General features: G+C 61.1%; 20 protein-coding genes, 1 other RNA gene and 1 pseudogene. 14 read left to right on the top strand and 8 right to left on the bottom strand.

Features of this window, described 5'->3' with window-relative positions:
- Nucleotides 1-61: 61 nt before the first annotated feature.
- Nucleotides 62-1,081 carry an SPFH domain-containing protein gene (locus ACTNBB_RS01175; RefSeq protein WP_441056169.1) on the bottom strand — a complete coding sequence of 340 codons (1,020 nt, stop codon included), beginning with the start codon at nucleotides 1,079-1,081 and terminating at the stop codon, nucleotides 62-64.
- Nucleotides 1,082-1,475: 394 nt separating this feature from the next.
- On the opposite strand from ACTNBB_RS01175, the gene ACTNBB_RS01180 reads away from it, so the two are divergent.
- Nucleotides 1,476-2,726 (top strand): MFS transporter, encoded by a 1,251-nt coding sequence (locus ACTNBB_RS01180; RefSeq protein WP_117799207.1) that lies wholly within the window; start codon nucleotides 1,476-1,478, stop codon nucleotides 2,724-2,726.
- Nucleotides 2,727-4,133: 1,407 nt separating this feature from the next.
- Here ACTNBB_RS01180 and ACTNBB_RS01185 read toward each other — a convergent pair.
- The 3 genes and pseudogenes from ACTNBB_RS01185 to trpS all read right to left on the bottom strand — a co-directional run bounded on the left by ACTNBB_RS01185 (nucleotide 4,134) and on the right by trpS (nucleotide 6,740).
- Nucleotides 4,134-4,496, bottom strand: a complete 363-nt coding sequence (locus ACTNBB_RS01185; RefSeq protein WP_199407147.1) for an MGMT family protein — start codon at nucleotides 4,494-4,496, stop codon at nucleotides 4,134-4,136.
- 194 nt (nucleotides 4,497-4,690) lie between these two features.
- Nucleotides 4,691-5,554 carry an HAD-IIB family hydrolase gene (locus ACTNBB_RS01190; RefSeq protein ID WP_233540280.1) on the bottom strand — a complete coding sequence of 288 codons (864 nt, stop codon included), beginning with the start codon at nucleotides 5,552-5,554 and terminating at the stop codon, nucleotides 4,691-4,693.
- Nucleotides 5,555-5,690: 136 nt separating this feature from the next.
- Nucleotides 5,691-6,740, bottom strand: a pseudogene (gene trpS, locus ACTNBB_RS01195) (tryptophan--tRNA ligase).
- Between the two features lie 298 nt (nucleotides 6,741-7,038).
- On the opposite strand from trpS, the gene ACTNBB_RS01200 reads away from it, so the two are divergent.
- A complete protein-coding gene (locus ACTNBB_RS01200; RefSeq protein WP_441048626.1) occupies nucleotides 7,039-7,428 on the top strand; it encodes a hypothetical protein in 390 nt (129 codons plus the stop codon).
- A gap of 87 nt (nucleotides 7,429-7,515) precedes the next feature.
- Here the strand turns inward: ACTNBB_RS01200 and ACTNBB_RS01205 are convergent, their stop codons facing one another.
- Nucleotides 7,516-8,274 carry an HAD family hydrolase gene (locus ACTNBB_RS01205; protein ID WP_441056167.1) on the bottom strand — a complete coding sequence of 253 codons (759 nt, stop codon included), beginning with the start codon at nucleotides 8,272-8,274 and terminating at the stop codon, nucleotides 7,516-7,518.
- 313 nt (nucleotides 8,275-8,587) lie between these two features.
- Here ACTNBB_RS01205 and rpsA point away from each other — a divergent pair, with 313 nt between their 5' ends.
- The 3 genes from rpsA to ACTNBB_RS01220 all read left to right on the top strand — a co-directional run bounded on the left by rpsA (nucleotide 8,588) and on the right by ACTNBB_RS01220 (nucleotide 11,451).
- The gene (gene rpsA / locus ACTNBB_RS01210) at nucleotides 8,588-9,754 is read left to right on the top strand and encodes a 30S ribosomal protein S1 (RefSeq protein ID WP_154515317.1); all 1,167 of its coding nucleotides are present in this window, start codon (nucleotides 8,588-8,590) and stop codon (nucleotides 9,752-9,754) included.
- Nucleotides 9,755-10,095: 341 nt separating this feature from the next.
- Nucleotides 10,096-10,457, top strand: an RNA gene (gene rnpB / locus ACTNBB_RS01215) — RNase P RNA component class A.
- 355 nt (nucleotides 10,458-10,812) lie between these two features.
- The gene (locus tag ACTNBB_RS01220; RefSeq protein ID WP_195838524.1) at nucleotides 10,813-11,451 is read left to right on the top strand and encodes a YigZ family protein; all 639 of its coding nucleotides are present in this window, start codon (nucleotides 10,813-10,815) and stop codon (nucleotides 11,449-11,451) included.
- A gap of 67 nt (nucleotides 11,452-11,518) precedes the next feature.
- Here the strand turns inward: ACTNBB_RS01220 and ACTNBB_RS01225 are convergent, their stop codons facing one another.
- On the bottom strand, nucleotides 11,519-12,025 hold the full coding sequence (locus tag ACTNBB_RS01225; RefSeq protein ID WP_427727569.1) for a C-GCAxxG-C-C family protein: 507 nt from the start codon (nucleotides 12,023-12,025) through the stop codon (nucleotides 11,519-11,521).
- A gap of 170 nt (nucleotides 12,026-12,195) precedes the next feature.
- Here ACTNBB_RS01225 and ACTNBB_RS01230 point away from each other — a divergent pair, with 170 nt between their 5' ends.
- The 4 genes from ACTNBB_RS01230 to ACTNBB_RS01245 all read left to right on the top strand — a co-directional run bounded on the left by ACTNBB_RS01230 (nucleotide 12,196) and on the right by ACTNBB_RS01245 (nucleotide 15,010).
- A complete protein-coding gene (locus ACTNBB_RS01230; protein ID WP_441053935.1) occupies nucleotides 12,196-13,479 on the top strand; it encodes an O-acetylhomoserine aminocarboxypropyltransferase/cysteine synthase family protein in 1,284 nt (427 codons plus the stop codon).
- Between the two features lie 142 nt (nucleotides 13,480-13,621).
- Nucleotides 13,622-13,909 carry a hypothetical protein gene (locus tag ACTNBB_RS01235; protein WP_441053933.1) on the top strand — a complete coding sequence of 96 codons (288 nt, stop codon included), beginning with the start codon at nucleotides 13,622-13,624 and terminating at the stop codon, nucleotides 13,907-13,909.
- Nucleotides 13,910-13,967: 58 nt separating this feature from the next.
- A complete protein-coding gene (locus tag ACTNBB_RS01240; RefSeq protein WP_427727567.1) occupies nucleotides 13,968-14,546 on the top strand; it encodes a xanthine phosphoribosyltransferase in 579 nt (192 codons plus the stop codon).
- An 83-nt stretch (nucleotides 14,547-14,629) separates the two neighbouring features.
- A complete protein-coding gene (locus ACTNBB_RS01245) occupies nucleotides 14,630-15,010 on the top strand; it encodes a peptide chain release factor family protein (RefSeq protein WP_441053931.1) in 381 nt (126 codons plus the stop codon).
- An 87-nt stretch (nucleotides 15,011-15,097) separates the two neighbouring features.
- On the opposite strand, the gene ACTNBB_RS01250 is transcribed toward ACTNBB_RS01245, so the two are convergent.
- Both ACTNBB_RS01250 and ACTNBB_RS01255 read right to left on the bottom strand, forming a co-directional pair.
- Entirely contained in the window at nucleotides 15,098-16,060 is a 963-nt protein-coding gene (locus ACTNBB_RS01250; RefSeq protein WP_441053929.1) for a diacylglycerol/lipid kinase family protein, read from the bottom strand.
- 87 nt (nucleotides 16,061-16,147) lie between these two features.
- Complete coding sequence (locus ACTNBB_RS01255; protein WP_441053927.1) at nucleotides 16,148-17,569, bottom strand: chloride channel protein; 1,422 nt, start codon at nucleotides 17,567-17,569, stop codon at nucleotides 16,148-16,150.
- A 210-nt stretch (nucleotides 17,570-17,779) separates the two neighbouring features.
- Between ACTNBB_RS01255 and ACTNBB_RS01260 the strand changes: the two genes are divergently transcribed.
- The 5 genes from ACTNBB_RS01260 to ACTNBB_RS01280 all read left to right on the top strand — a co-directional run bounded on the left by ACTNBB_RS01260 (nucleotide 17,780) and on the right by ACTNBB_RS01280 (nucleotide 23,281).
- A complete protein-coding gene (locus tag ACTNBB_RS01260) occupies nucleotides 17,780-19,042 on the top strand; it encodes a molybdopterin molybdotransferase MoeA (protein WP_441053925.1) in 1,263 nt (420 codons plus the stop codon).
- Between the two features lie 10 nt (nucleotides 19,043-19,052).
- The gene (locus ACTNBB_RS01265; RefSeq protein WP_427794485.1) at nucleotides 19,053-19,532 is read left to right on the top strand and encodes a MogA/MoaB family molybdenum cofactor biosynthesis protein; all 480 of its coding nucleotides are present in this window, start codon (nucleotides 19,053-19,055) and stop codon (nucleotides 19,530-19,532) included.
- 205 nt (nucleotides 19,533-19,737) lie between these two features.
- A complete protein-coding gene (modA, locus tag ACTNBB_RS01270; protein WP_441053921.1) occupies nucleotides 19,738-20,610 on the top strand; it encodes a molybdate ABC transporter substrate-binding protein in 873 nt (290 codons plus the stop codon).
- Between the two features lie 115 nt (nucleotides 20,611-20,725).
- On the top strand, nucleotides 20,726-22,207 hold the full coding sequence (gene modB / locus ACTNBB_RS01275; RefSeq protein WP_441053919.1) for a molybdate ABC transporter permease subunit: 1,482 nt from the start codon (nucleotides 20,726-20,728) through the stop codon (nucleotides 22,205-22,207).
- 3 nt (nucleotides 22,208-22,210) lie between these two features.
- Nucleotides 22,211-23,281, top strand: a complete 1,071-nt coding sequence (locus ACTNBB_RS01280) for a sulfate/molybdate ABC transporter ATP-binding protein (RefSeq protein WP_441053917.1) — start codon at nucleotides 22,211-22,213, stop codon at nucleotides 23,279-23,281.
- Nucleotides 23,282-23,324: the final 43 nt, after the last annotated feature.

Here is a 23,324-nt window from a genome sequence, read left to right on the forward strand (position 1 = left end):
GTGCCTTCTTGTCGAATGTGCAATTTTGCACCCGTCCCCATATTACTCATTGGTGTTGGGGTTAGTACAGCGAGCCTGCGTTGAGCACCGGGTGCGCCTCGGATTCACCGCAGAGCACCACCATGAGGTTGCTGGCCATCTGCGCCTTGCGCTCGTCGTCGAGCTCGATGGTGCCGCCGGCAGCCATCTCCTTCACGGCCATGTCGACCATGGAGACCGCGCCCTCGACGATCTTCTTGCGTGCGGCGATGACGGCCTCGGCCTGCTGGCGGCGCAGCATCGCCTGGGCGATCTCGGGGGAGTAGGCGAGGTGCGTGAGACGTGCATCGTCGACCTCGACGCCGGCGGGCGCCAGGCGCATCGCGAGCTCGCGGCGCAGGGCTTCGGAGACCTCTTCCACATTGGCGCGCAGCGTGATGGCGCCGGCGGCATCGGACTCGTCCTCCAGGTGGTCGTAGGCGTACACGCTCGCCACGTGGCGCAGCGCCGTCTCGGCCTGCATGGCGACATAGCTCTGGTAGTCGTCGACGTCGAAGAGCGCCTTGGCGGTATCGGCGACGTGCCACACCACGACGGTTGCGATCTCGATGGGGTTGCCCATTTTGTCGTTGACCTTCAGGCGCTCGCCATTCAGGGTGCGCACGCGGGTGGAGATAGTGGTGGGGTTGCCCTTGGCGGCCTTCTGCGCCGCGGCCTTGGCGGCCTTGGAATCGCTCATCTCGAGCTCGATCATCTCGCCGATCCCGGCCGATCCGCCCATGCTCTTGCTAAAGAACGGGTTGGCCCAGAAGAAGCCCTCGTCGCGGACGGTGCCCACGTACTTGCCGAACAGGATGCACACGCGCGCCTGGCCGGGCTGCAGCGAGAAGAATCCGTTGAGTGGGATGAACCACAGGCAAAACGCGAGGATGCTGAGGCCGAGCCCCCATCCGTAGACTGCGGGCGCGTCGACGCCGTCGGGCGTGCTCGCGAGCCCGATGGTGCTCCAGATAAAGAGGCCGATGATGACGATGAGCGCCACCGCCACGGAGACGAGCATGCCGTAGCCCGACTTGGCCTTGAGTTGCTTTTCCACGCTCATTGTGAGTTCCTTTCATGACTGCGCCGGCGTTTGCATGACGTCCCCGGCGCCGCGCTCCAGATTGCGATGGGGAGGAGGCGAGTCCCCGAGCAGTCCGTGCGACTGCTGATTGCATTGTGATATCACATTGAGACCAAGTCAAGGAGAATCGGATGCCGTCTCTCATGGCATAAGTGGTTCGGGGCGCCCGGCATCTACGCTCCGTAGAGGTCTTCCTGTTGCATCTTGGCTCGCAAGTCCCTATAATAGATTCACTCACGGCTGAAGGTTTACCTCTAGATTTGGAAAGGGGAGCTGCACCATGCTTGCTTCCATGAGGATTTGGCTCTAGCCACGGTCGCGTGAGCGACCGGTACTTCGCTGCATACCACCGATCGCATCAAAGGATTATTCCATGACACAACCGAATCCCTGCGCTTCTTGGAAGCGCTCGCTCGCCATCGTCTGGATCGGCGAGTTCTTCTCCGTGCTCACGAGCTCCATTCTGCAGATGGGTCTCATCTGGCACGTCACCCTCACCACCGGCTCCGCGAGCGCCCTGTCGTTCGTGAGCCTGGCGGCCTTCTTGCCCATGGCGCTCCTCGGCGCCTTCGCGGGCACCATCGTGGACCGCACGTCCATCAAGCGTCTCATGATCGGCGCCGATCTCTTCATCGCGGCCGTGAGCCTCACGCTTGTCTTCGGCTCGCTTCGGGGCGACCTTTCTGTCGCCGTTGTGGCGGCGGTGCTGTTCGTCCGTGCGCTGGGCAGCACGCTCCATACGCCCGCCTTCAACGCGCTCACACCGCTCATCGCCCCGCCCGAGGTGCTCGGCAAGCTGGCGGGCATGCTGCAGTTCATGCAGTCGGGTAGCTATATCATCGGCAACGCCATCGCCGCTGCGGTCTACCCGGCGTTTGGTCTGACTTTCATGATCGCGCTCGATGTCGCCGGGGCGGTGCTCGCGAGCATCGCGGTGGCGACCTCCGGCATCAAGACGCCGGCGCCCGAGCGCCATACGCCCGAGGAGAACGCCGAGGCGTCGCACCGCGCGGTGCGGGCCTTCCTATTGGAGACGGCCAACGGGTACCGCGAGCTCAAACGCCATCACGGTCTGTTCGCCATGCTCTGGATCGGCTTCGCCTTCTCGGTCCTGTTCTCGCCCATATCCGCGCTGTTCCCGCTCATGGTGTTCGACCATTTTGGGGGCACCACTACGCAGTCGGCTATCGCGGAGATCGCGTTCTCGGTCGGCATGATCGCGGCGAGCGGCTGGATCGGGGCGACGGGTGGCCTTAAGAACCGCGCTCTTTCGTGCACGCTGGCCATCGGCCTCTTCGGAGCGGGCACGCTCGCGGGCGGCCTCGTGCCCCCTTCCGCGCTCGTTGTGTTTCTGGGGCTTACGTTCGCGATGGGGGTCTCGAGTCCGCTGTACAGCGCGCCGCAGATGGCGCTCATGCAGGAGCGCGTCGATCCCGAGTGCATGGGCCGCGTCTTCGGTCTGTACGGAGCGGTCTGCAGCTGGGCTATGCCCGTGGGGCTCGTCGCATCGACCTTGTTCGCGGACGCCATCGGCGTAAGCGCGTGCTTCGTGCTCATCGGTGCTGCAATGGTGATCCTAGCAGGCATCACCTGGGCGATCCCGAGCATCCGCAAGATTGGGTAGCGCTCTGGCGGAGTGCGTTTCGTTTCGGACGGCTCGTAGGGTCGCTGCGACGTGAAGGGTGGTCGACGGTGCGCCTGCGAGGGCGCCGTCGACCACCCTTTTGTTTAATTCGTCTGGCCCGGCGCCGATCATCATCTGTTCGTCGGGCGATTGCGATGCCGCCGCTTGCCGATACGCGGCTCCTTACGTTGTGCGCATCCCATCGTTCTGGCAGCGTTTCCTGCAGTTAATCTCCAGAGCTCGAGGCGGTGGCCCCTATGAGTAATCTGCTCGAATCCATTCTGCGCGTCGGTATGACCGTGTTCATCGTCGGCCCGCTCACTGCATGGGTCGCCCGCCGCGGCGCGCGCGAGCGCAGCGAGGCAACGGACAGCCTCGATTGCTTCACGGTGCGCATGCCCGCAGCCATCCGCACGATCATCGCCTGCTGCGCCGTCGCGTTCGAACTGCTCATGCTGGGTGTCTACGTCTGGCAGGGCGTCTCGCTGGGCGAGTGGGACCACGAACTTGTGTGGTTCGGTCATGCCATGGCGCTCGCGGGTATGGCTATCTGGGCCTTGCTGAGCATCCCGCGTATCGACGTGGACGGTGGGCGCATTCTCTCGCGTAACGCCTTCGGCATCCGCAAGGAGACGACGTTTGGCAACATCACCCGTGCAACGCTTCACGCGCAGATGATGAGGATCGACCTGTTCGAGGGCGACCGGAAGTTCTGCTCGATAAGCCTCGAGGGGGTGTGCTCGCTCAACCTCCTCGCCCGTCTGGAGGAAGAGGGCATCGAAGTCTCGGACGCCGTCGACGGTCCCATGACCAAGGCGGGCCTGTGTTGGTCTGCCATCAAGCCGTTGACGATTGTTTTCAACGGCATGGCCCTCGTCTTCTCGCTCGTCCTCGCCTTCATGGCGGTCTTCACCGACGAGGGTGCGCGCCTGCTCGTGCTCATCCCGTTCCTGTTCCTGTTCATAGGGGGGTTCCTGCCCCTGCTCATGCTCGGCATGCCGGCCCGCGGCATCCTCGAGATCGGCAGGCAGGAGCGCGCGCTCGGTTTCTCCTTCTCCGAGGAGATGGCAAGCCGAGGTGCCACGGGTACTTCGCTTGTCGATGACGATTGGTTCATCGAGATCAGCAACGCCCGCGTCGTGGCGTTTCGCCGCGATTACCTCAAGAAGATCACGGCGCACGAGAACAGCGAGAGCGGCGACCGCTGCACGGTGACCACGAGGGGTGGTCGCAAAATCAAGGTGTATGCAAGCGGGCAGCACGCTCGAGGACCTGCGCACGTGGTTCAAACAGGGTGCCAAGGTCAGAAGCACACTCGACCGCGCGGGGGACGCACTCGAGGCGACCGTTTGATTGGGTTGCCTGCCAAGGATCCAAAACGGGAAGGGGCGCTGTCGGCGCCCCTTGTCATACCAGGCCCGCTGGCCAGCGAGAGGCCTGCAGGTCGACATGTCCGTTGGCGAGGAAGGCAACGCCTTCGTCCTCGAGCAGTGTGCGCTGCGCCTCGGGCCCACCGAAGGCGAACCCCTCCGCGAGGCGTCCGTCGGCGAATACGATGCGATGACAGGGGATGGTGCCGGGTTCCGGATTGACGTGCAGGGCGTATCCCACGTATCGGGCTCGACGGGGCTCACCAACGAGCTTGGCGATCTGACCATATGTGGCAACCATGCCGCAGGGCACCTGGCGTACCATGTCGTATACGCGGTTGAAGAATCCGTCGGTGTCCCGGTCTGCCATGCCGCCCTCACTTTCAATCGATATCGCCATTGTAGTCAAGAAAGGCGCCCCACATGCGCGGGGCGCCTTTCCAAAGAGGTGTTGCGCGAGGGGAGGGAAGGCGCAACGTTCGTGTCGAAGGTCTTTAATTCGCCTGTGCCTTCATTAAGTTACCTATAGCTAATTCTCTGAGACCCAAGTCGTAGACCGACGAGCACACAGCCTCTCCATAAGTTAATCAAGGGTTACAAATAGAAAGACACAGTGACATGTGGTCGTTGGGGTTCAAGGAATCGCTCGATGAGTTCGGAGAACGCACCCTCAGTCCCAGCCGTTTCAAGGACGACATCGCAATACGGCCGCACGTCGTCGGTGACATTCGCCACGCCGACGCCCAGTCCCGCCGCCTTGATCATGGAGAGGTCGTTTGCGGAATCACCAACGGCGATGACCTCGGACATCGGAATTCCCAGCATATCGGCAAGGCGCGTGAGCCCCGTCCCTTTGTCAACGCCTGCGGGCATGAGTTCGAGGTAGCGCTTGGAGGAGAAGGTGATGTCAACGCCGAGTCGCTCGGCCATCGGCGCGAGCTTGCGGCCCAATTCCTGCAGCTCATCGAAGTCCCAGTCGACGTACAGGATCTTCACGATGCCACGGCCTTCAAGGAATGAGAGGTCGGGATGGTCAGATCCGCGAAAATGAGTGACCCCGGTGATCGATTCCAGATAGTCGCGCTCCCGTGTGGGTGCGTCATTCACGAACACGTGGCCGTCGGCGACGTTGACGTGCATGCAGAGTCCGAGTTCGAGCCCCTTTGCATAGATCGCGTTCGCGCATTCGTTGGAAAGGCCGCAGGTGGTGAGCGGGGTGGGGTCTCCCACGCGGTTGATGAAGCCGCCGTTATAGGAGAGCACATAGCCGTCTTCGATCAGCTCGCGGGCCTCCCCCGAGAAGTTGTCCATGATAGAGGAATACCATCGCCCGCTCGAAGGGACGAACAGCACACCGAGCTCCCTCATGCGTTTGAGTGCTCGGAGATTGGACGCCGGGATGGCGTGGTCGGCGTCGAGAAACGTCTCATCCATATCGCTGGCAACAAGTCGGTACATGCAATCCCCCATACAACGTAAAAAACGAGGCGGGCTTATTATCGCCCACCTCGTAAGACCTTGGCTATGTCGAAGGCGTGGACACGTGAAGATGGCCCATTCGCGTGTCGCGGCGCGTTTCCGCGAGCCGGATGGCTTAGTACACCATTCCCATGGCTTCGCGTACCTCGGCGAGCGTCGCCTCGGCGACCTCGTTGGCACGGCGATTGCCCTCGCGTAGGACGTCCTTGACGTAGTCCATATCCTGGACCAGTTCCTCGCGGCGGGCGCGGATGGGGGCAAAGTGCTCGTTCACGCTCTCGGTGACGTACTTCTTGAGCGCGCCTGCGCCGCCCATGCCGATCTCCTCGGCGATCTCGACCTCGGAGCGGCCGGTGCAGATGGCGGCGGTGGAGAGCAGGCCGGACACACCGTGACGGGCTTCGGGGTCGAACGTGATCATGCGCTCGCCGTCGGTCTGGCTCTTCTTGATGCGCTTGGCCGTCTCCTCGGCGGTCATGGAGATGTTGATGGCGTTGCCGTAGGACTTGCTCATCTTGCGCCCGTCAAGGCCGGGCAGCAGCGGCGTATCGGACAGCAGCGCGTCGACCTCGGGGAACACCTTGCCGTAGCGGTTGTTGAACTTGCGTGCGATGGTGCGGGTGAGCTCGATGTGCAGCAGCTGGTCGCGCCCGACCGGCACGACGTTGCCCTTGCAGAACAAGATGTCGCACGCCTGGTGCACGGGGTAGGTGAGCAAAAGGCCGGTGAGCTCATGGCCGCTGGCCTCCATCTCGGCCTTGACGATGGGGTTGCGCTGCAGCAGGGCCTCGGAGACGAGCGACAAGAACGGCAGCATGAGCTGGTTTGCCGCGGGCACGGCGGAGTGCGTGTAGATCATCGTCTTGTCGGGGTCCAGGCCGCAGGCCAGGTAGTCGATGACCATGTTGTAGACGTTGTCCTAGATGTTGTCGGTGCTGTCGCGGTCGGTGATGACCTGGTAGTCGGCGATGAGCACGTTGGTGTGGACGCCCATGTCCTGCAGCTCGACACGGCTCTTGAGCGTGCCGAAGTAGTGGCCGAGGTGCAGGCGGCCGGTGGGGCGGTCGCCGGTGAGCATGGTGTACTTCTCGGGGTGCTGCGGCAGGTCGGCGCGGATCTGGTTGCTGCGCTCGAGGCTGACCTCATAGCTGAGCTCGTTGGGCATGCTGTCTCCTTTTGGGTTGAGTGCCTGGCCGGCATTGTCGGTCTTGGTTGAAGATGAAGCTACCAGAGAAACGGCGTCTCTTGCCGGAATCAACGATGGTTTTCGCCGTGTCGTCCCGCAGGGTCGTTTCCCTTCTTGGGAAGGAGCCCCTCGATATGCTCGAGCCGCTCCTCATGGGCCGCGTGCGCCGCGCGCTCCTCGGCGGCGAAAGCGGGGTCTTCGGGCGTGACGGTCTCATCTCGCTGTCGACTCCGGTACCACCGCGACGGCGCTCCTGAGCCTGCTCGTCGACAAGCCGGTGACTATCTACACCACCAACGGCTATGCATGTCGGTTTACGGGCGAGCTTGCTGCTAAGGTGGTGGTAATTGGCGGCGACTTCAACCCCGTTACCTGCTCGCTCACCGGTCCTATGGTTGAGAGCGCGCTGCGCGAGCTGTACTTTGACCGGGCGTTTATAGGTGTCAATGCGGTGGACGAGGACCGCGGCATCATGACGCCAGGTTATCCCGAGGCTATCAAAAAACGTATCGTGATGCAGAATTCCCAAGCGAGTTGCGTACTCGCCGATAGCTCCAAGTTCCACGTGTTTTCAAATGTAAAGGTGTGCGACCTGGAGGGCTTTACTGTTATTTCCGACAGGCGCGACTCCAAAATCGGCGAACGCGTCAAAATGATCACGGCCTAGGACACTGGGGCATCGCATCTTGCCCTCAAGCCGTTGCCCACGTAACGAAGCGTGGGGCAAACGTGCGCCCCATTCCTGATTTGGGGACTAGCTTAGTTCGTCGGCTATTTGGTGCTCGTAGAAGGCTTCTACTACGGCGTTAAAGTCGCGGGCGAAGTCTTCCATGGTTCCACGCCAGGTGGCTCGGCCGGGCTTTCCTTGGCCCACATAGGCGGTTTGAATGCCGCAGGCGGGGCTGGGGAAATCGCGCTTGGGGTCGTTGCCCACCATGAGAACCTCATGTGGCTCGAGCCCCATGACCTGCAGCTGCCCTAGATAATATGTGGCATCGGGCTTGCAGCGCGTGGCGTTGCCCATGTGCGTTACGAGCTCGAAGGGCGCGTCTGTCAGCTCGCCCCAGCCCATGCGGCACTCGATGGCCCCTTGGGGAAAGCTGGGGTTGGTGAAGAGCGCACAGCGCAGCCCCGCGTCCTGTACGGCTTGAAGCGCGGCGTGCGCACCCGGCATGGCGTGGGCATTGATGGCATCGTCATTCTTGTACGGGAGAACTTCGCGTTCATAGTAGGTAAAAGCCTCATAGATGAGTGGGTCCGAGAGGCAGATGCCGCACCTGCGCTCGACCTCGGTGCGGTAAAACTCAAGATTGGTGCGATTGTCCGTGCCGCTTCGGCGATTGGCGTTGAGGTCGACCAGGATGGTGCCGAGGCGTGCCATCGTACCACCGCGGCTGCATCGTCCGATATCCGCGAGCATTGACGAGACATCCTTAAAATAGCGAAGGATAAACGCGTTGAGATTGATGCTGAGAAGCGTCTCGTCCATATCGAAAACGACTGCTTTGAGCACGCGGGCACCTTTCTCGAAAAATCGTTTAGAACGTGGGCTCCGGATACTTTACCCCAAAGCCGTATACTCAACTGCTTATCGTCAACTTATGGAGACGGTCGTTCACAAGATTGCGAAAAAGTCTCCATACGAGTAAAAAATCGCAGTTCACGCTTGAAATCGAAGTGATTTCCACGTAACCTATACGAACGTGATTGCATAAGCGTCACATTAGTATCTGTCGGCTCCCGAGTGTTCCTAAACGTTGTGTGCTTGTCGCACCCTTCTGTAGGTCCTAGCAATCGGGGCCCCGTAGTTCGAAAGGGGTCCACCTTTGAGTGAGATTCAGAACTCGTCCATTTTCTCTCTTGACGATGTCAACGAGGAGGAGATGAACAACCTCATCGACGGTACGATTACCGACTTTGATGAGGGCGATCTCGTTAACGGTACTGTCGTTAAGATCGAGCATGACGAGGTGCTCGTTGACATCGGATTCAAGTCCGAGGGCGTTATCCCGGTCCGCGAGCTGTCCATCCGCAAGGACGCTAACCCTGCAGACATCGTTGCACTCGGTGATTCCATCGAGGCCCTGGTTCTCCAGAAGGAGGACAAGGACGGTCGTCTGGTCCTTTCCAAGAAGCGTGCCGAGTACGAGCGTGCTTGGAACCGCATCGAGGAGAAGTTCAACTCCGGCGAGAACGTCGAGGGCGAGGTTATCGAGGTTGTCAAGGGCGGCCTGATCCTCGACATCGGCCTGCGTGGCTTCCTGCCCGCTTCCCTCGTCGACCTCCGTCGCGTCAAGGACCTCACCTCCTACATGGGCACCCGCATCGAGGCCCGCGTCATCGAGATGGACCGCAACCGCAACAACGTCGTTCTCTCCCGTCGCGTCGTGCTTGAGGAGTCCCGTAAGGCCGAGCGTTCCGAGATCCTGTCCAAGCTCAAGTCTGGCATGCGTCTCCAGGGCACCGTTTCCTCCATCGTCGACTTCGGCGCCTTCGTCGACCTCGGCGGTATCGACGGTCTCATCCACATCTCCGAGCTCTCCTGGAACCACGTCAACCATCCTTCCGAGGTTGTCAAGGTCGGCCAGGAGGTCGAGGTCGAGGTTCTCGACGTCGATCTCAACCGCGAGCGCATCTCCCTGGGTCTCAAGCAGACCACCGAGGATCCGTGGCGCGCACTGGTCAAGAAGTACCCCGTCGGCGCTATCGTCGAGGGCACGGTGACCAAGCTTGTCCCGTTTGGCGCTTTCGTCGATCTGGGCGAGGGCATCGAGGGCCTGGTGCACATCTCCGAGATGGCCAACAAGCACGTCGACCAGCCTTCTCAGGTCACCCACGTGGGCGACAAGGTTCAGGTCAAGGTCATGGAGATCGACCTCGACCGTCGTCGTATCTCCCTGTCGATGAAGTCCGCTGCTGAGACTCTGGGCGTCGAGATCGAGGTTACCCCGCTGCCTTCCGAGAAGAAGGACGAGGAGACCGACGCCGAGTAAATCGGTTTGACGATCACTTGCTTTAAGGGATCCGTCCGCAATGGACGGGTCCCTTTTTGCGTTTGCCGGTGAGGTGCGCAATGCTACTCGTGCGCAATGCTGTCCGGGCTGTTCACAGGCTATTGGGTTGTCGGTGCATGAAAATGCCGACATCCCGCCTCGGGGAGGAGGCGGGAACGCACCGAGTAGACGGAGGGGTGCGGAGCGCGGTCGCGTCTCGACTGGCGACGTTGCCCATCGACAACCCTATTGTACTGCATGGCATGGTTCTTGGTATATCGTGTCGAACGCTTGTGTTGTGCCTTTGCCTGCGGCAACGGTGTGTTACACTCTTGCACTGCTGAGTGGGCCAGACGGTCGCGCGATGTGCTGCTTGCGGCACGCGTGAGGAAAGTCCGGGCTCCAGAGGGCGGGATGCCGGCTAACGGCCGGGCGGAGTGATCCGACGGAAAGCGCCGCAGAAAAGAAGACTCCCACCTGCGCCGCAAGGCGTAAAGGGAAAAGCTGAAACGGTGGTGTAAGAGACCACCAGCGTCGTGGCAACACGGCGGCTTGGCAAGCCCCATCCGGAGCAAGCGCGAATAGGAACGCTATGGGCCGGCCCGGTCCGCGTTCGGGTAGCGTGCGTGGAGCTGCACGGTAACGTGCAGACAAGATAAATGACCGTTCACGACAGAACCCGGCTTATAGGCCCACTCGGCACTTTGTTGACGCTGCGAACCCGTCAGCGCGACAATCTGCCTTTCAAGCCTTCGGGCATGACCATAAGGTCAATGCCCTCGTCTTTCAAGGCACCTTGCTCGCGCTGACGGGTTCTCGCTTTCGTTGACGGAATCATCGGCGGTTCCGTTCTTGGCATCTCGCTGTTTTTGCCTGGTCATCGGCAGCCTCATTTCTGTTGCAATCTCGTCTTTCAAGGCACCTTGCTCGCGCTGACGGGTTCTCGCTGTTGGTGACGACATCATTGGCGTTTTCGCTCTTGTTGGCGAGGACAACGGTGCTGTCTTTGCCGTATTATTGAGGCTGTTTGTTGCCGCGCTTAGTTTTGTTGAGGGGCTTTGTTGGACAGCTACTTTACTCTGCGATCGAATATTGAGGCTTCTGGCGAGTTTGTGGATCGCAAGAGCCGGTTTATTGCCCAGCTGGTCCATATTGAATCCGAGGATGAGGCGAATGCCTTCATCGAGATGGTTCGCAAGCGTCATTACGACGCTCGACACAATGTTCCCGCGTGGATTTTGGTCGATGGACGCGAGCGTCAGAGTGATGACGGTGAGCCGAGCCGCACGAGCGGCATGCCGACGCTCGAGGTGTTGCGCGGCGCTGGGCTCAAAAATGTTTGCTGCGTGGTGACGCGCTATTTTGGCGGCACGCTGTTGGGGCCCGGTGGCTTGGTGCGCGCCTATACCGCGGCGACGCAGGCGGCGGTGGCAGCTGCTCAGGAGGCAGGGCAGGTCGTTGAGATGACGAGCGTCGTGCCTGTTGACGTGCACGTGGCCTATCCGCAGTATGAGCAGGTGCTTCGTTTGGCGCAGGATTCGGGTGCCAAGGTTTCGGATACCGATTACGCGGATGCCGTGACGATCCATTTGGTGTTTAAGGCGGGGGAGCAGGAGCCGTTTTGCGCTAAGATGCGCGAGCTTATGGCGGGGCGCGAGGAGATTGAGGTCGGCGCTCCCAAATTTGCCGAGTTCTAACGGCGACGGCCGGCGTGCTTTTGGATGAATCCCAAGCACGCCGGCCGTCGTTTTCTGTTGCCGCCGTTTACTCGGCGAGCTGCTTTAGCACATCGCAGGCGATCTCGATGGCGTCGTCGATGCAGCCGGGGCAGCTGCGGAGCGGACCATTGTCCGATCCGATGCCCTTGAGCGTGCCGCAGACGGTCGTCGTGTTTTTCGTTTTAAAACGCTTGGCGATTTCGCGCGACAGCTTGTAAGTCTGGCCCTTGGTCTTGGGGTTATCCATGCCGTCGCTCATTACAAAGCCCATGATGGCCACGGCGCCCGAGATAGCGCCGCAGGTCTCGGTCATGCCGCCCATGCCGGCGCCAAAGCCCTCGGTGAGGATAAAGGCGGTCTGGGGGTCGAGCCCGACGGCGGGTGCGAGCGTGCAGGCGACGGCCTGTGCGCAGTTAAAGCCACGGGCGTGGTATTCGGCAGCCTGAGCCTGACAGGCGGTGATGTCGAGCTGGGCAGTATCGATTTGCTTCATCGTTGTCTCCTCGGTAACGGTGTACTCGCCTATGGTACCCTTGCCGATGCATTTGTTCATCGAAAGCCTCATGTATGCCTCATTTTTATCTATCGAATAAATGCCAAGATCTGCGATAAATGCCCCCGGTTGATTTGTCTCATAACCTACCTTGGGGATGGGTTGAGAGGGGTGCGGGGTAGCGGTATCGTGAACCGGATAAAAATGTAACCCAGGCAAGGGAGCTAGATATGAGCGAGCAGACCATCGGTACTACATGTGTTCAGGGCGGCTATCACCCGGGAGATGCGGAGCCGCGCCAGGTGCCCATCTACCAGTCCACCACGTGGAAGTACGACACGTCCGAGCACATGGGCAAGCTGTTTGACCTGGAGGAGTCTGGCTATTTCTACAGCCGTCTGCAGAACCCTACGTGCGATCTGGTTGCCGCCAAGATCTGCGAGATGGAGGGCGGCACCGCTGCGATGCTCACGAGCTCGGGCATGGCTGCGAACTTCCTCGCGATCTTTAACGTGGCCGGCGCCGGCGATCATGTGGTCGCAAGCTCGGCCATCTACGGCGGTACCTACAACCTGCTTGCCCATACCATGGGTCGTATGGGCGTTACCTGCACGTTCGTTGCCCCCGATTGCACCGATGAGGAGCTCGAGGCAGCCTTTAAGCCCAATACCAAGCTCGTCTTTGGCGAGACGATCGCCAACCCCGCCCTTGCCGTGCTCGATATTGAGCGCTTTGCCAAGGCCGCGCATGACCACGGCGTGCCGCTGATGGTCGACAACACCTTCCCGACGCCCGTGATGTGCCGTCCCTTTGAGTGGGGAGCCGATATCGTTACGCACTCCACCACCAAGTACATGGATGGCCATGCGGCCTACCTGGGCGGCGTGATCGTCGACCACGGCCAGTTTGACTGGATGGCCCATGCGGACAAGTTCCCGGGTCTCACCACGCCCGATGAGAGCTACCACGGCGTGACCTATGCCGAGAAGTTCGGTCGCGAGGGCGCCTTCATTACCAAGGCAACCGCTCAGCTCATGCGCGACCTCGGCCCCATGCAGAACCCGCAGGCGGCGTTTTTCCTGAACAGCTCGCTCGAGAGCCTGCATGTGCGCATGCCGCGTCATTGCGAGAACGGCCTGGCTGTTGCCAAGTTCCTGCAGAGCCATCCCAAGGTGCGCTTCGTGAGCTATCCGGGTCTGGAGGGCGACAAGTACTATGACCTGGCTCAGAAGTACATGCCCAACGGCACCTGCGGCGTTGTGAGCTTTGGCTTTAACGGTGGTCGCGCGGCGGCCGAGACCTTTATGAAGAGCCTCAAGCTCGCTCAGATCGCCACGCATGTGGCCGACGCCCGCACTTGCTGCCTGCATCCCGCTAACGCCACGCACCGCCAGATGAACGATGAGGAGCTTATCGCCTGTGGTATCTCCGCCGACATGGTGCGCCTGTCGTGCGGTCTCGAGGATACGGCCGATATGATTGCCGACCTTGAGCAGGCGCTCGAGCAGTGCTAGGCTAGCGTTCGTGCAAGGCGCCGATGCCGGCAGAAAGCTTCGGCGACCTTTAGCTCCGATACCGTAGGCGGGGCCCCAATCGCGACTGTTTGCAGGCGATTGGGGCCCCGTTTTTTGTGTTGCGCCACTCGAAAGGATGGATATGGAGAAAACCGCAGAGCAGCTGCGCCGCGAACACATCGCTCTTGAGGGGGACACCCATGGCAAGAACAAATGGGCGATTCTGTTTACGGTGCTCATCATGACGTTTATGGTGTGTCTGGATTCGACCGTCGTGACCGTGGCGCTGCCCGTGATGCAAAAGGAGCTGGGCGTGGGCCTCGATCGCATTCAGCTGGTAAGCTCGGTGTATCTGCTTGCGGCTTGTGCGGCGATGCGGCTTTGTGGTGCGATGCGGCTTGTGGGGCGGGCGGGGGTCGGTCCGTGGTAGACTATCGAGCAATGTTTATTAATCGCGCGGTATCGTTGCCGCGAGAAGGGGTTGCGCCATGCAGGAGCTTGAGGACCGTATTCGCCATGACGGCATCGTAAAGGCCGGTAATGTCCTTAAGGTTGATGCTTTCCTCAACCACCAGTGCGACGTTGAGCTGTTTGACCACATGGGCGCCGAGTGGGCCCGTCTGTTCGAGGATGTCGAGATTAACAAGATCCTTACGATCGAGGCTTCGGGCATTGGCATGGCCTGCATCGCAGCCCAGCATTTTGGCGGCGTGCCGGTGGTCTTTGCCAAGAAGGCGCAGTCCATCAACCTCGACGGCGAGCAGTATGCCACGACCATCTACTCCTTTACCAAGCAGAAGGAGTACCCGGTCATCGTTGGCAAGCGCTTCCTGTCCGAGGGCGACAAGGTCCTGATTATCGACGACTTCCTGGCCAACGGATGCGCGCTCGAGGGTCTTATCAAGATCTGCGAGGCTGCGGGTGCCGAGGTGTCCGGCATTGGCATTGCGGTGGAGAAGGGCTTCCAAGGCGGTGGCGATAAGCTCCGCGAGCGCGGCTTCCGTGTTGAGAGCCTGGCCCGTATCGCCGATATGGACTGTGAGAACGGCGAGATCACCTTCGCCTAAGCGCGCAACACAAGCGATTGGTATGCGATGTGACAAAGGGGGTGTCCCTTTGTCACATTTTTTGTATGAGGGGAGGTGTTGATATGGATGAGAACAAGATGGGATGGCGTGAGTATGCGCGCTATGCCGAGATGTCGGTCGAGGAGCTGGCGCGCGATTGCGAGGTGCAGGTGTTTCGCGCGACGGGTCCGGGCGGGCAAGGCGTGAACACGACGGACTCGGCGGTGCGCATGAAACATATCCCTACGGGGATTACCGTGACGGCGCGCGAGAGTCGCAGTCAGTTCCAAAATCGTAGCTGCTGTTTGCGTAAGCTACACGCTGAGCTTGAGCGTCGCGGGCGTTCACCGCGTCGACGCGTAAAGACCAAGGTGCCTCAGCGCTCTCGCCAGCGCAGACTTAATGACAAGCACTTCAACGCCATTAAAAAGGCCAACCGCCGCAAGCCGGGCGGGGAGGAGTGATCTTCTCGATAAGTTGCGGTGAAATAGGGGCTGTTTTGCGGCTTTACCTGCATAAACAGTCCCTATTTCACCGCAACTTAGGGGTGGTTAGCGGGTTGGACGCCAGACTTGGAGGGCGCCGGGTAGGATGTCGACTTCGATGCGCGAGGCGATAACAGGTTCGCCGTCGGCCTGGATGGGGTAGTCGGGCTCCTCAAAGGTGAGCTCGGCATGGCGGCAGCGACGCATGCAAACCGGCGGCAACTTGGTATGGTGGCCGTCCTTGGCCGAAAGGAACATGGGAAGCGCGACCGCGCGCGGAACGGGGCCGCAGGCGTAGCAAACGTCGAGCATGCCGTCGCACGGGTCGGCGTCGGGACAGATGCGATAGCCCGAGCCATACGTGGGGCCCAGCTGAATCGCCATGATGATCGCCCTCACGCGCTCGGCGGGCGCGCCGTCAAAGCTGACTGTCATGGGGTAGTTGCGATAGCGCAGGCCAAACTGTTCAAGTCCCGAGAGGGTGTAGAGCGGAGCGCCGGTGAGGCCCGTCTTTTTGCGCAGCTCGGTGGTGCCCAGGCCGATGGCGGCGTCAATACCGACGGAGAGCGTCTGGTCGTAGTACTCAACGCAAGCCTCGCCGCTACCGCTTGCGGGGTTCCATGAGCGAATGCGACCGATGTCCTGACGCTGCAGCTCGCAGGTGAGCAGCGCGCCAAAATCCTTGCCGGAGAAATCTTCTATACCGAGCGTTTGGGCAAAATCGTTGCCGGAACCCACGGGTAGGATGGCAAGAGCGGGGCGGGGGTCCTCCTTTTGTGCCATAAGCCCGTTGACGACCTCGTGGATCACGCCGTCGCCGCCAAGGGCGATAACGGTGCGATAGCCCTGAGCCTGTGCGGCCAGCTCCTTGGCGTGCCCCATACGCTCGGTCAATACCAGGTCAAACTGGGATGCGCGTGCAGCCATGTCCAAAAAGCGTTGCAGGCGCTCGGCAACTTCGCGCGCCGCACCCGATTGGGCGGCTGGGTTGGCGATGATGAGCGTGCGACCAAAATCAGTTGCGTGCATGGGCGACTCCCGGCGTATGGCGTGACGGTGCGGTCGCGCTCGGGTCGAATTGCCCCCCGATTGTGGCTGCACGGCGAATACTTACGTCTACTCTATCAGGTCGTTGTGGCGCTCGATAGCATCCGCTACCGTACCGCCCTCATCCACTATAAGCGAACGGCGCTTGGGTGAGATGATGCGCTGGGCAGGGTACACGCCGCGGTGTCCGCCGGCGAGATAGCTGATAAAGGCCACGATGACAAAGAACCCGGCGGCCGTGCCGTGGAACAGGTCGATGGCCATCATGCAGGTGGTGATGGGCACGTTAAGGCCGGCACAGAACACGCCGAGCATGCCGAGAGCCGCCAGAAAACTGGGGTCGAGCCCGGTAAGGCAACCGATCCAGCCACCGAGTGCCGCACCGATGCCAAACAGGGGCGTGACCTCGCCGCCTTGGAAACCGGCACCCAGGGTGAGTGCCGTTACGATGAGCTTGATGACGGCGTCGGCGAGGGTGGTGTTGCCGGCAAACCCGGCGCCCGAAAGCCACGTGGAAAGGCCGGCGTAGTCCCAGGCGTCGAGGAGGGCATAGACAGCCAAAACCACGAGTGCGCCTATAAGTGCGCGAACGAGGTAATTGGTGATAAAGCGACCGTACAGGCTCTTGACGGTTCGAACCGACCAGGCAAAGAGGCGTGCCGTCAGACCGAAGATAATGGCGCTGATAACAACGATAACGACCGTTTTGGGCGTCATGGCGGGAACGCTGGCGATGGCATTCGCTTCGTACTCGGTACCCAGGGCGAGTGATGTAAAGTAGCCGGTAAACGAGGCGACCAGGCAGTAGATCCCTGCGGTGTAGTCGATCTTGCCGATAAAGCACATCTCCATGCCAAAGAAAGCTCCGGCAAGGGGCGAACCGAATACGGCGCCAAAGGCCGACGAGATGCCGGCGAGCATGAGGTCGTGGTGGTCATGCTTTTTGAGGTGGGCGAGGCTTGAGATGTTGCTGGCGATGGTGCCGCCAATCTGCACCGCGGCTCCCTCGCGACCGGCCGATCCGCCCGTTAGGTGCGTGAGCGTGGAGCAGACGAAGGTGAGGACGGCCATGCGCTTATGGATGAGGCGTGTGCCCAGAGCGGAGTCGATGACCAGGTTGTTACCGCGTTTGGCGGCAAGACCGTGGTTTTTGTACGCCCATGCGGTGGCAACGCCCACAACGGGAAGCAGCGCGTAAATCCACGTATGGTGCTCGCGATAGTCGGTCGCGATATTCAACGAGGCCAAAAACGCCCAAGCGGCAACGCCCATGGCGAGCGAGACGATGACGACGAGCACGAGCAACTTAGCGCTCGCGAGTAGGTTGTGGGCATTGCGGCGCGTGTCGGCAGCCAAGAGATGCTCGGAGCGGGTGAGCTGTTGCCTGCCTGCCATGATGACGTCGTTCAGGGAGAAAAAGCCGCCGTCGTCGAGCGGCTGGGAATGATCCTGCGCCTCGTTTGCGCTTTCGGGTTTGTCGGTAAAAGCCATACGTTCCTCTTTTAGGTTGCAACACGAGCATTATAGAACGTGCCAAACGTGACAAACCGGCAGGTTGGTTTCGGTTCTGTTTCGCGGCTTGCGGCCGACAGATGTATTCGAGAACGTGGGTCGTTTCGCCGCCGTGCGGCAGGGGATTATACTGAGACAAGCATAAAGAATTGGCGCCCCCGTTGTGCGCTGTGGCATTAAGAGGTGCATATGGCAGAGAAACTCATTCCGCTGGAGGACGCGCAGTCGATTGTTCTGTCGCACGTTGCTCCGACCGATCTCGTCGAGATTCCCGTGTGGCAAGCCGCCGGTCTCCCCTTGGCCGAGGACGCGGTGGCCGATATCGACATTTCGCCGTTTGCCAACAGCGCTATGGACGGATATGCCGTGCGCGCCGTCGACCTCGCCAAAGCGTCCACCGATGCGCCCGTGACGCTTTCTGTCGTGGGGCACGAGGCGGCGGGCCATGTCTTTGAGGGCGCAATCGGCGCGGGCGACACGGTTCGTATCATGACGGGCGCGCCGGTACCCGAAGGTGCCGATGCCGTGGTGAAGTACGAGATCGTCGATGTGCTCGACGGTGACGGCAACGAGGGTTCGCGTGTGAGATTCTCGGCGCCGGCCAAGGTGGGGGAGAACGTTCGATCGGCTGCTGAGGAAGCGCATACTGGCGACGTCGTGATGTACGCTGGAGAGGTTGTGGCTTCGGCGGGCGCCGGCTTGCTGGCGAGCGCCGGGTATGCGAGCGTGAAGGTGCATGCCGCGCCGCGCGTGGGCATTATCTCGCTGGGGACGGAACTGGTCGCACCGAGTAACGTGCCGGCGCGCGGGCAGATTCGCGACTCCAACTCGTCGGCGTTGATGGCCGAGGCGCTCGATGCAGGAGCCGAGCCCGTGTTCTACGGCATTGCGCCCGATGATGAGCAGGCGATTGCCGAGCTGGTGCATCACGCTGCGCAGGAGTGCGATTTTGTCATTACGAGTGGTGGCGCCTCTGCGGGTGATTACGACTATGTGACGGCGCTCGTTCGGCGCGAGGGCGAGGTGCTGTTCGACCGCATCTCGATGCGTCCCGGCAAGGCCATCACGTTTGGTCTGCTGGGGGGCAAGCCATATTTGGGACTTTCGGGCAATCCCGCGGCGGCGTATGTGGGCTTTGAGATGCTCGCCCGCCCGGCGATCCGCAAGATGCGCGGCTTTGCCGAGGGCGTGCGTCCCGTGCAGCAGGCGAAGCTCACACACGGCGTGAAGAAGCGACAGCATCGCCGCTTCTTCGATCGTGCCACGGTTTTGCGCGACCCCGAGACCGGTGAGCTGTTGGTGACCGAGGCCAAGACGCAGAATTCGGCGCTGCTCGGCACGATGCAGCGGGCCAACTGCCTGCTGCGTATTGACGAAGGCCCGTGTGACCTCAAGGCGGGCGACGTCGTGGATGTCGTGCGTGTCGACTTGCCTGAGGGCGCGGTGCTATAGGAGGAACGCTATGGAGTTGAAGATTTCGATTGTGACGTGCTCGGATACGCGCGATCTTGCCCAGGACGAGGCGGGTGCTGCGCTCGAGGAACTCATCGCGGCACAGGGCTGGACGGTCGCCTCGCATGTGGTCGTGCGCGACGACGTCAGCGAGATCGGTGATGCCATTGTGGAAGCGGCCGATGAGTGCCACGCCAATGTCGTGCTCACCTGCGGCGGCACGGGCCTTTCGATGCGTGACGTGACGCCCGAGGCGACGCGTGCCGTCTGCGACCGCGATGTACCGGGTATTGCAGAGGCAATCCGTGCGTACTCCATGACCAAGACGCGCCGCGCTATGCTTTCGCGCGCCGTGTGCATGCAGCGTGGGCATACGCTTGTCATCAACTTTCCGGGATCAACGAAAGCGGCCCGCGAAAGCTGGGAGGCTGTGAGCGACCAGCTGGAGCACGCAGCTCAAATGACGGCGGGGGGCGGGCACGCCAAATAAGCGCATTACCTGCGGCGGAGTGACCTTACGGGCTGCTCCGCCTTTTTTATGCAGCGACAGTGCGGGCCGTCTCGTGGTTATCGGTAAAGGAAAATTATTAGACGAGAAATATTTATCACAAACACTATTCGCGCAAAAGTATAATCTAGTAACAGAATAAAGCTTGCGGCGGGGTGCCCGGGCGTAGCGTTCGAAAGGGTTGAACATGTTCGATACGGTTTCTCGCCGAGGGTTCGTTTCACTTTCCGCTGTCGCCGCTGCCGGCCTTGGGCTTGCCGGCTGTTCCGGCAGCAAGACGTCTGGGCCGACTGGCTCCGATGCCGGTTCTGCTAAGGCATCTTCCAAGAAGGCTGTTGAGCTGCAAGTCTTTGCTGCCAACTCGCTCGAGAAGGCCCTGCCCGAGGTTCAGAAGCTCTATACCGACCAGACCGGCACCACGTTTGCCGACACGCAGTTTAAGGCGTCTGGCGACCTTGTCGAGCATATGCGCGCCGGTGCCGCCGTCGACGTACTCATCACCGCTTCCAAGGGCACCATGGATGACGCTGAGACCGCCGAGCTCGTCGACGCCGACACGCGTGAGGACATGTTCGTCAACGACCTCGTGATCATTCGCGCCGAGGGCTCCGACACCAGGGTCGAGGCCATCGCCGACGTCGCGAACCTGGACGGCAAGATCGCCATCGGCGACGCCAAGACCGTTCCCGCCGGCAAGTACGCCAACCAGGCCCTGGCCTCCGTGGGCCTCTACACCGGCACCGAGGGCGACGACGGCGAGTATACACCCGATCTCGCCGACAAGGTGGCTCTGGCCGACAAGGTCGGCACCGCTGCGTCTTACGTCTCTACGGGCGACTGCGTGGCCGGTTTTGTCTACAGCTCCGATATCTTCCGCTACGACGGCATCGAGGAGGCCTTCGTGTGCCCCGAGGACTCGCACAAGACCATCGTGTATCCTGGCGCTGTCGCCGATAGCTCCGAGCACGCCGACGAGGCCAAGGCGTTCATCGACTTCTGCCTGACCAACAAGAAAGCCCAGAAGATTTGGGCTAAGTACGGCTTTGAGCTTTCCGCGTAGTTCGCAACATCGCTGCATAACGATATGCTTGAGGGCGGGCGTTCTCGCGATCGCCCGCCCTTTTGATTGAACCGGCGTGTCCGCGCGCCGTTGCCCTGTGTTTGAGGAGTCGCCCGTGCCAAGGAAAACGATTCGCCTGCTCGCCGTGCTGGCTGCGGTTCTGTGCGTGCTGACCGCACCGCCCGGGGTTGCTCGGGCCGAGGCACTCTTCACCACCGCCGATGGCTGCCAGGCGACCGAAGATTCCGCGCTTATCGATGGCGTCGGGTTTGGCCTCAACGCGTTTGAGCGCAATGCCAAGGGCACGGCCCGTTCGTTTGCGGGTCAGCCCGAGGGCTACCGTTTTCCTATCTACAAGAAGACGACCCTCGTGACGGTGACGACGCCTGAGAGCATCGTGGTCTGGCTCGACGCCCATGCCGCCAAAGACGCGGGGCTCGATATCTCAAAGGCAGATGACCAAAAGGCGCTCAAGAAGATGCTCGTGGGGCTCGACAAGTCGCACTCCATGGGTGGTGCGTTGCTGGAGGACTCTAATCTCGAATGGGTCTTTACCTCGGATAACGCGCTGGTGCAGAGCGATTACCGCTATCAGTTTAAGGTGAAGGGCGGCAACGGCGATTACTACACGGTAGTGAATGCCGCCGACGCCGCGAATGCCGAGCTAGATTTGGGTGACGGCGTCCTGTGGAGCGATAACGCCGCCCTCGTGCGGTATGCGGACGTGTCGACGACGGTGCCGCCGTCGCTGGCGGAGCGCGCCGCAGCCTTCTTGGGCGACATCGACTATCGCCCGTTTTGGGTGTCCATAAAAACGAGCGGCCTTGCCCTGCTGATCTCCTTTGCGCTGGGGCTGTTCGCCGCGTGGAAGACTATGGGTACCTCGAGTCGCATCAAGGGCCTGCTCGATTCGGTTTTTACGATTCCTATGGTGCTGCCGCCCACGGTCTGCGGCTTTCTGCTCCTCATGCTGTTTGGCCGCTCGACCGGGGTGGGCCAGTGGCTTATCGCGCACGGCATCTCGATCGTCTTTACGTGGCCGGCGGCGGTGATATCTGCCGTGGTGGTGTCGTTCCCGCTCGTCTATCGTACGGCACTCGGTGCCTTCGAGAGCCTCGACACGCAGATGCTCGATGCGGCGCGCACGCTGGGATGGTCCGAGCGTCGCATCTTTACCAAGCTCATGATGCCGCTCGGCTGGCCCTCCATCGCCGCCGGCACGGTGCTCGCCTTTGCCCGCGCAATGGGTGAGTTTGGCTGCACCCTGTTCTTTGCGGGCAACTACGCCGGTATTACGCAGACCATTCCCATCGCCATTTACTTTGAATGGATGGGCGGCAACACGTCGGTGGCGCTCTTTTGGGTCATCGTCGTAATCGTGTTTTGTTTCCTAGTCATCCTGTTCATCAATATGTACACCGCTCATTCGCAAAAGTATCGCGAGCGGGGCCTTTCCCGTGCGGAGCGCAAGCAGGCCAAAGATCTCGCCGGACGGGGCGATTCACTCGACCCGGCGGGCGGCGATGCCTTGCGTATCGATCGCGAGGCGCTGGTCGAGCTCATGCGCGATGACGCCGCTTTGCAGGGAGGTCGATAGGCCATGTCGCTCGTTCTGGACATCAAAAAGCACTATCCCGGGTTTACACTCGACATGCAGCTTGAGGCCGGCGAGGAGCGTGTGGCGCTGCTGGGCGCCTCGGGCTGCGGCAAGAGCTGTACGTTGCGCTGCATTGCCGGCGTGGAGACGCCCGACGAGGGCAAGATCGTCGTCAACGGTGTGACCTTTTTTGACTCGGCGGCGGGCATCAACCTGTCGCCTCAGGAGCGAAAATGTGCCCTGCTGTTCCAAAACTATCAGCTGTTTCCCAACATGACGGTGGCCGATAACGTATGTGCCGGCGTAAAGGACGCAGGCGACGCCGTGGCGCGCAAGCAACTTGCCGAGCGCTATCTGGGCATTTTCGGTCTGGCCGATTTTGCCGACCGCTATCCCGCACGCCTCTCGGGCGGTCAGCAGCAACGCGTGGCGCTCGCCCGCATGGTGGCGGCGCATCCGGGCGTTTTTATGTTCGACGAGCCCATGAGCGCGCTCGATTCTTATCTTAAGAGCGCCCTCGAGCAGAACATGCTCGACCTGTTTGACGTCTGTAACCGCACCGTGCTCTACGTGAGCCACGACATCGACGAAGCGTGCCGCCTCTGCCAGCGCATCTGCGTGATGCATAACGGGCATGTGGAGGAGATCGGCTCCGTCGAGGACGTGGTCCGCCGTCCGCAGACGCTGGCGGCACTGCGTCTGACGGGGTGTAAGAACACAAGCCGCGCACGAAAGATCGGGCCCGAGGAAGTTGAGGCGCTCGACTGGGGCATGACCTTTAACGTGGGTCGCGAGGTTCCCGATAATGTGGTGTACCTGGGCATTCGCGCAAGTTACTTCCATGTTGACAACCGTGCCGAGCGGGGCCGCAATAGCTATGATTTGCACGTGGCCCGTGTGAGCGATTCGCGCTTTGAGCGGCTGGTGCTGCTGGACGTACCGCGCGTCGATGCGCCAACGCGTCTGCAGTGGAAGGTCAACAAGGTGGGCATGCCTGTCGACGAGCTGCCACAAGCAGGCGAGACGCTGCGCATGCATTTTGATGCCAGTAGGATCCATTTGGTTTGTCGATAGCGCCGGGTAATGCCGTCGGGGATATAAGCCTCGGCGGCTTTGT

Origin of the sequence: Collinsella sp. HCP28S3_B9 (assembly GCF_052066095.1) — a bacterium.
Lineage (GTDB): Bacteria > Actinomycetota > Coriobacteriia > Coriobacteriales > Coriobacteriaceae > Collinsella.

What these genes read in the sequence shown, in the direction of transcription:
- ACTNBB_RS01175 (WP_441056169.1), bottom strand. Translation starts at nt 1,081, where the DNA reads ATGAGCGTGGAAAAGCAACTCAAGGCCAAGTCGGGCTACGGCATGCTC.
- ACTNBB_RS01180 (WP_117799207.1), top strand. Translation starts at nt 1,476, where the DNA reads ATGACACAACCGAATCCCTGCGCTTCTTGGAAGCGCTCGCTCGCCATC.
- ACTNBB_RS01185 (WP_199407147.1), bottom strand. Translation starts at nt 4,496, where the DNA reads ATGGCGATATCGATTGAAAGTGAGGGCGGCATGGCAGACCGGGACACC.
- ACTNBB_RS01190 (WP_233540280.1), bottom strand. Translation starts at nt 5,554, where the DNA reads ATGTACCGACTTGTTGCCAGCGATATGGATGAGACGTTTCTCGACGCC.
- ACTNBB_RS01225 (WP_427727569.1), bottom strand. Translation starts at nt 12,025, where the DNA reads ATGAACAAATGCATCGGCAAGGGTACCATAGGCGAGTACACCGTTACC.
- ACTNBB_RS01230 (WP_441053935.1), top strand. Translation starts at nt 12,196, where the DNA reads ATGAGCGAGCAGACCATCGGTACTACATGTGTTCAGGGCGGCTATCAC.
- ACTNBB_RS01235 (WP_441053933.1), top strand. Translation starts at nt 13,622, where the DNA reads ATGGAGAAAACCGCAGAGCAGCTGCGCCGCGAACACATCGCTCTTGAG.
- ACTNBB_RS01240 (WP_427727567.1), top strand. Translation starts at nt 13,968, where the DNA reads ATGCAGGAGCTTGAGGACCGTATTCGCCATGACGGCATCGTAAAGGCC.
- ACTNBB_RS01245 (WP_441053931.1), top strand. Translation starts at nt 14,630, where the DNA reads ATGGATGAGAACAAGATGGGATGGCGTGAGTATGCGCGCTATGCCGAG.
- ACTNBB_RS01250 (WP_441053929.1), bottom strand. Translation starts at nt 16,060, where the DNA reads ATGCACGCAACTGATTTTGGTCGCACGCTCATCATCGCCAACCCAGCC.
- ACTNBB_RS01255 (WP_441053927.1), bottom strand. Translation starts at nt 17,569, where the DNA reads ATGGCTTTTACCGACAAACCCGAAAGCGCAAACGAGGCGCAGGATCAT.
- ACTNBB_RS01260 (WP_441053925.1), top strand. Translation starts at nt 17,780, where the DNA reads ATGGCAGAGAAACTCATTCCGCTGGAGGACGCGCAGTCGATTGTTCTG.
- ACTNBB_RS01265 (WP_427794485.1), top strand. Translation starts at nt 19,053, where the DNA reads ATGGAGTTGAAGATTTCGATTGTGACGTGCTCGGATACGCGCGATCTT.
- modA (WP_441053921.1), top strand. Translation starts at nt 19,738, where the DNA reads ATGTTCGATACGGTTTCTCGCCGAGGGTTCGTTTCACTTTCCGCTGTC.
- ACTNBB_RS01280 (WP_441053917.1), top strand. Translation starts at nt 22,211, where the DNA reads ATGTCGCTCGTTCTGGACATCAAAAAGCACTATCCCGGGTTTACACTC.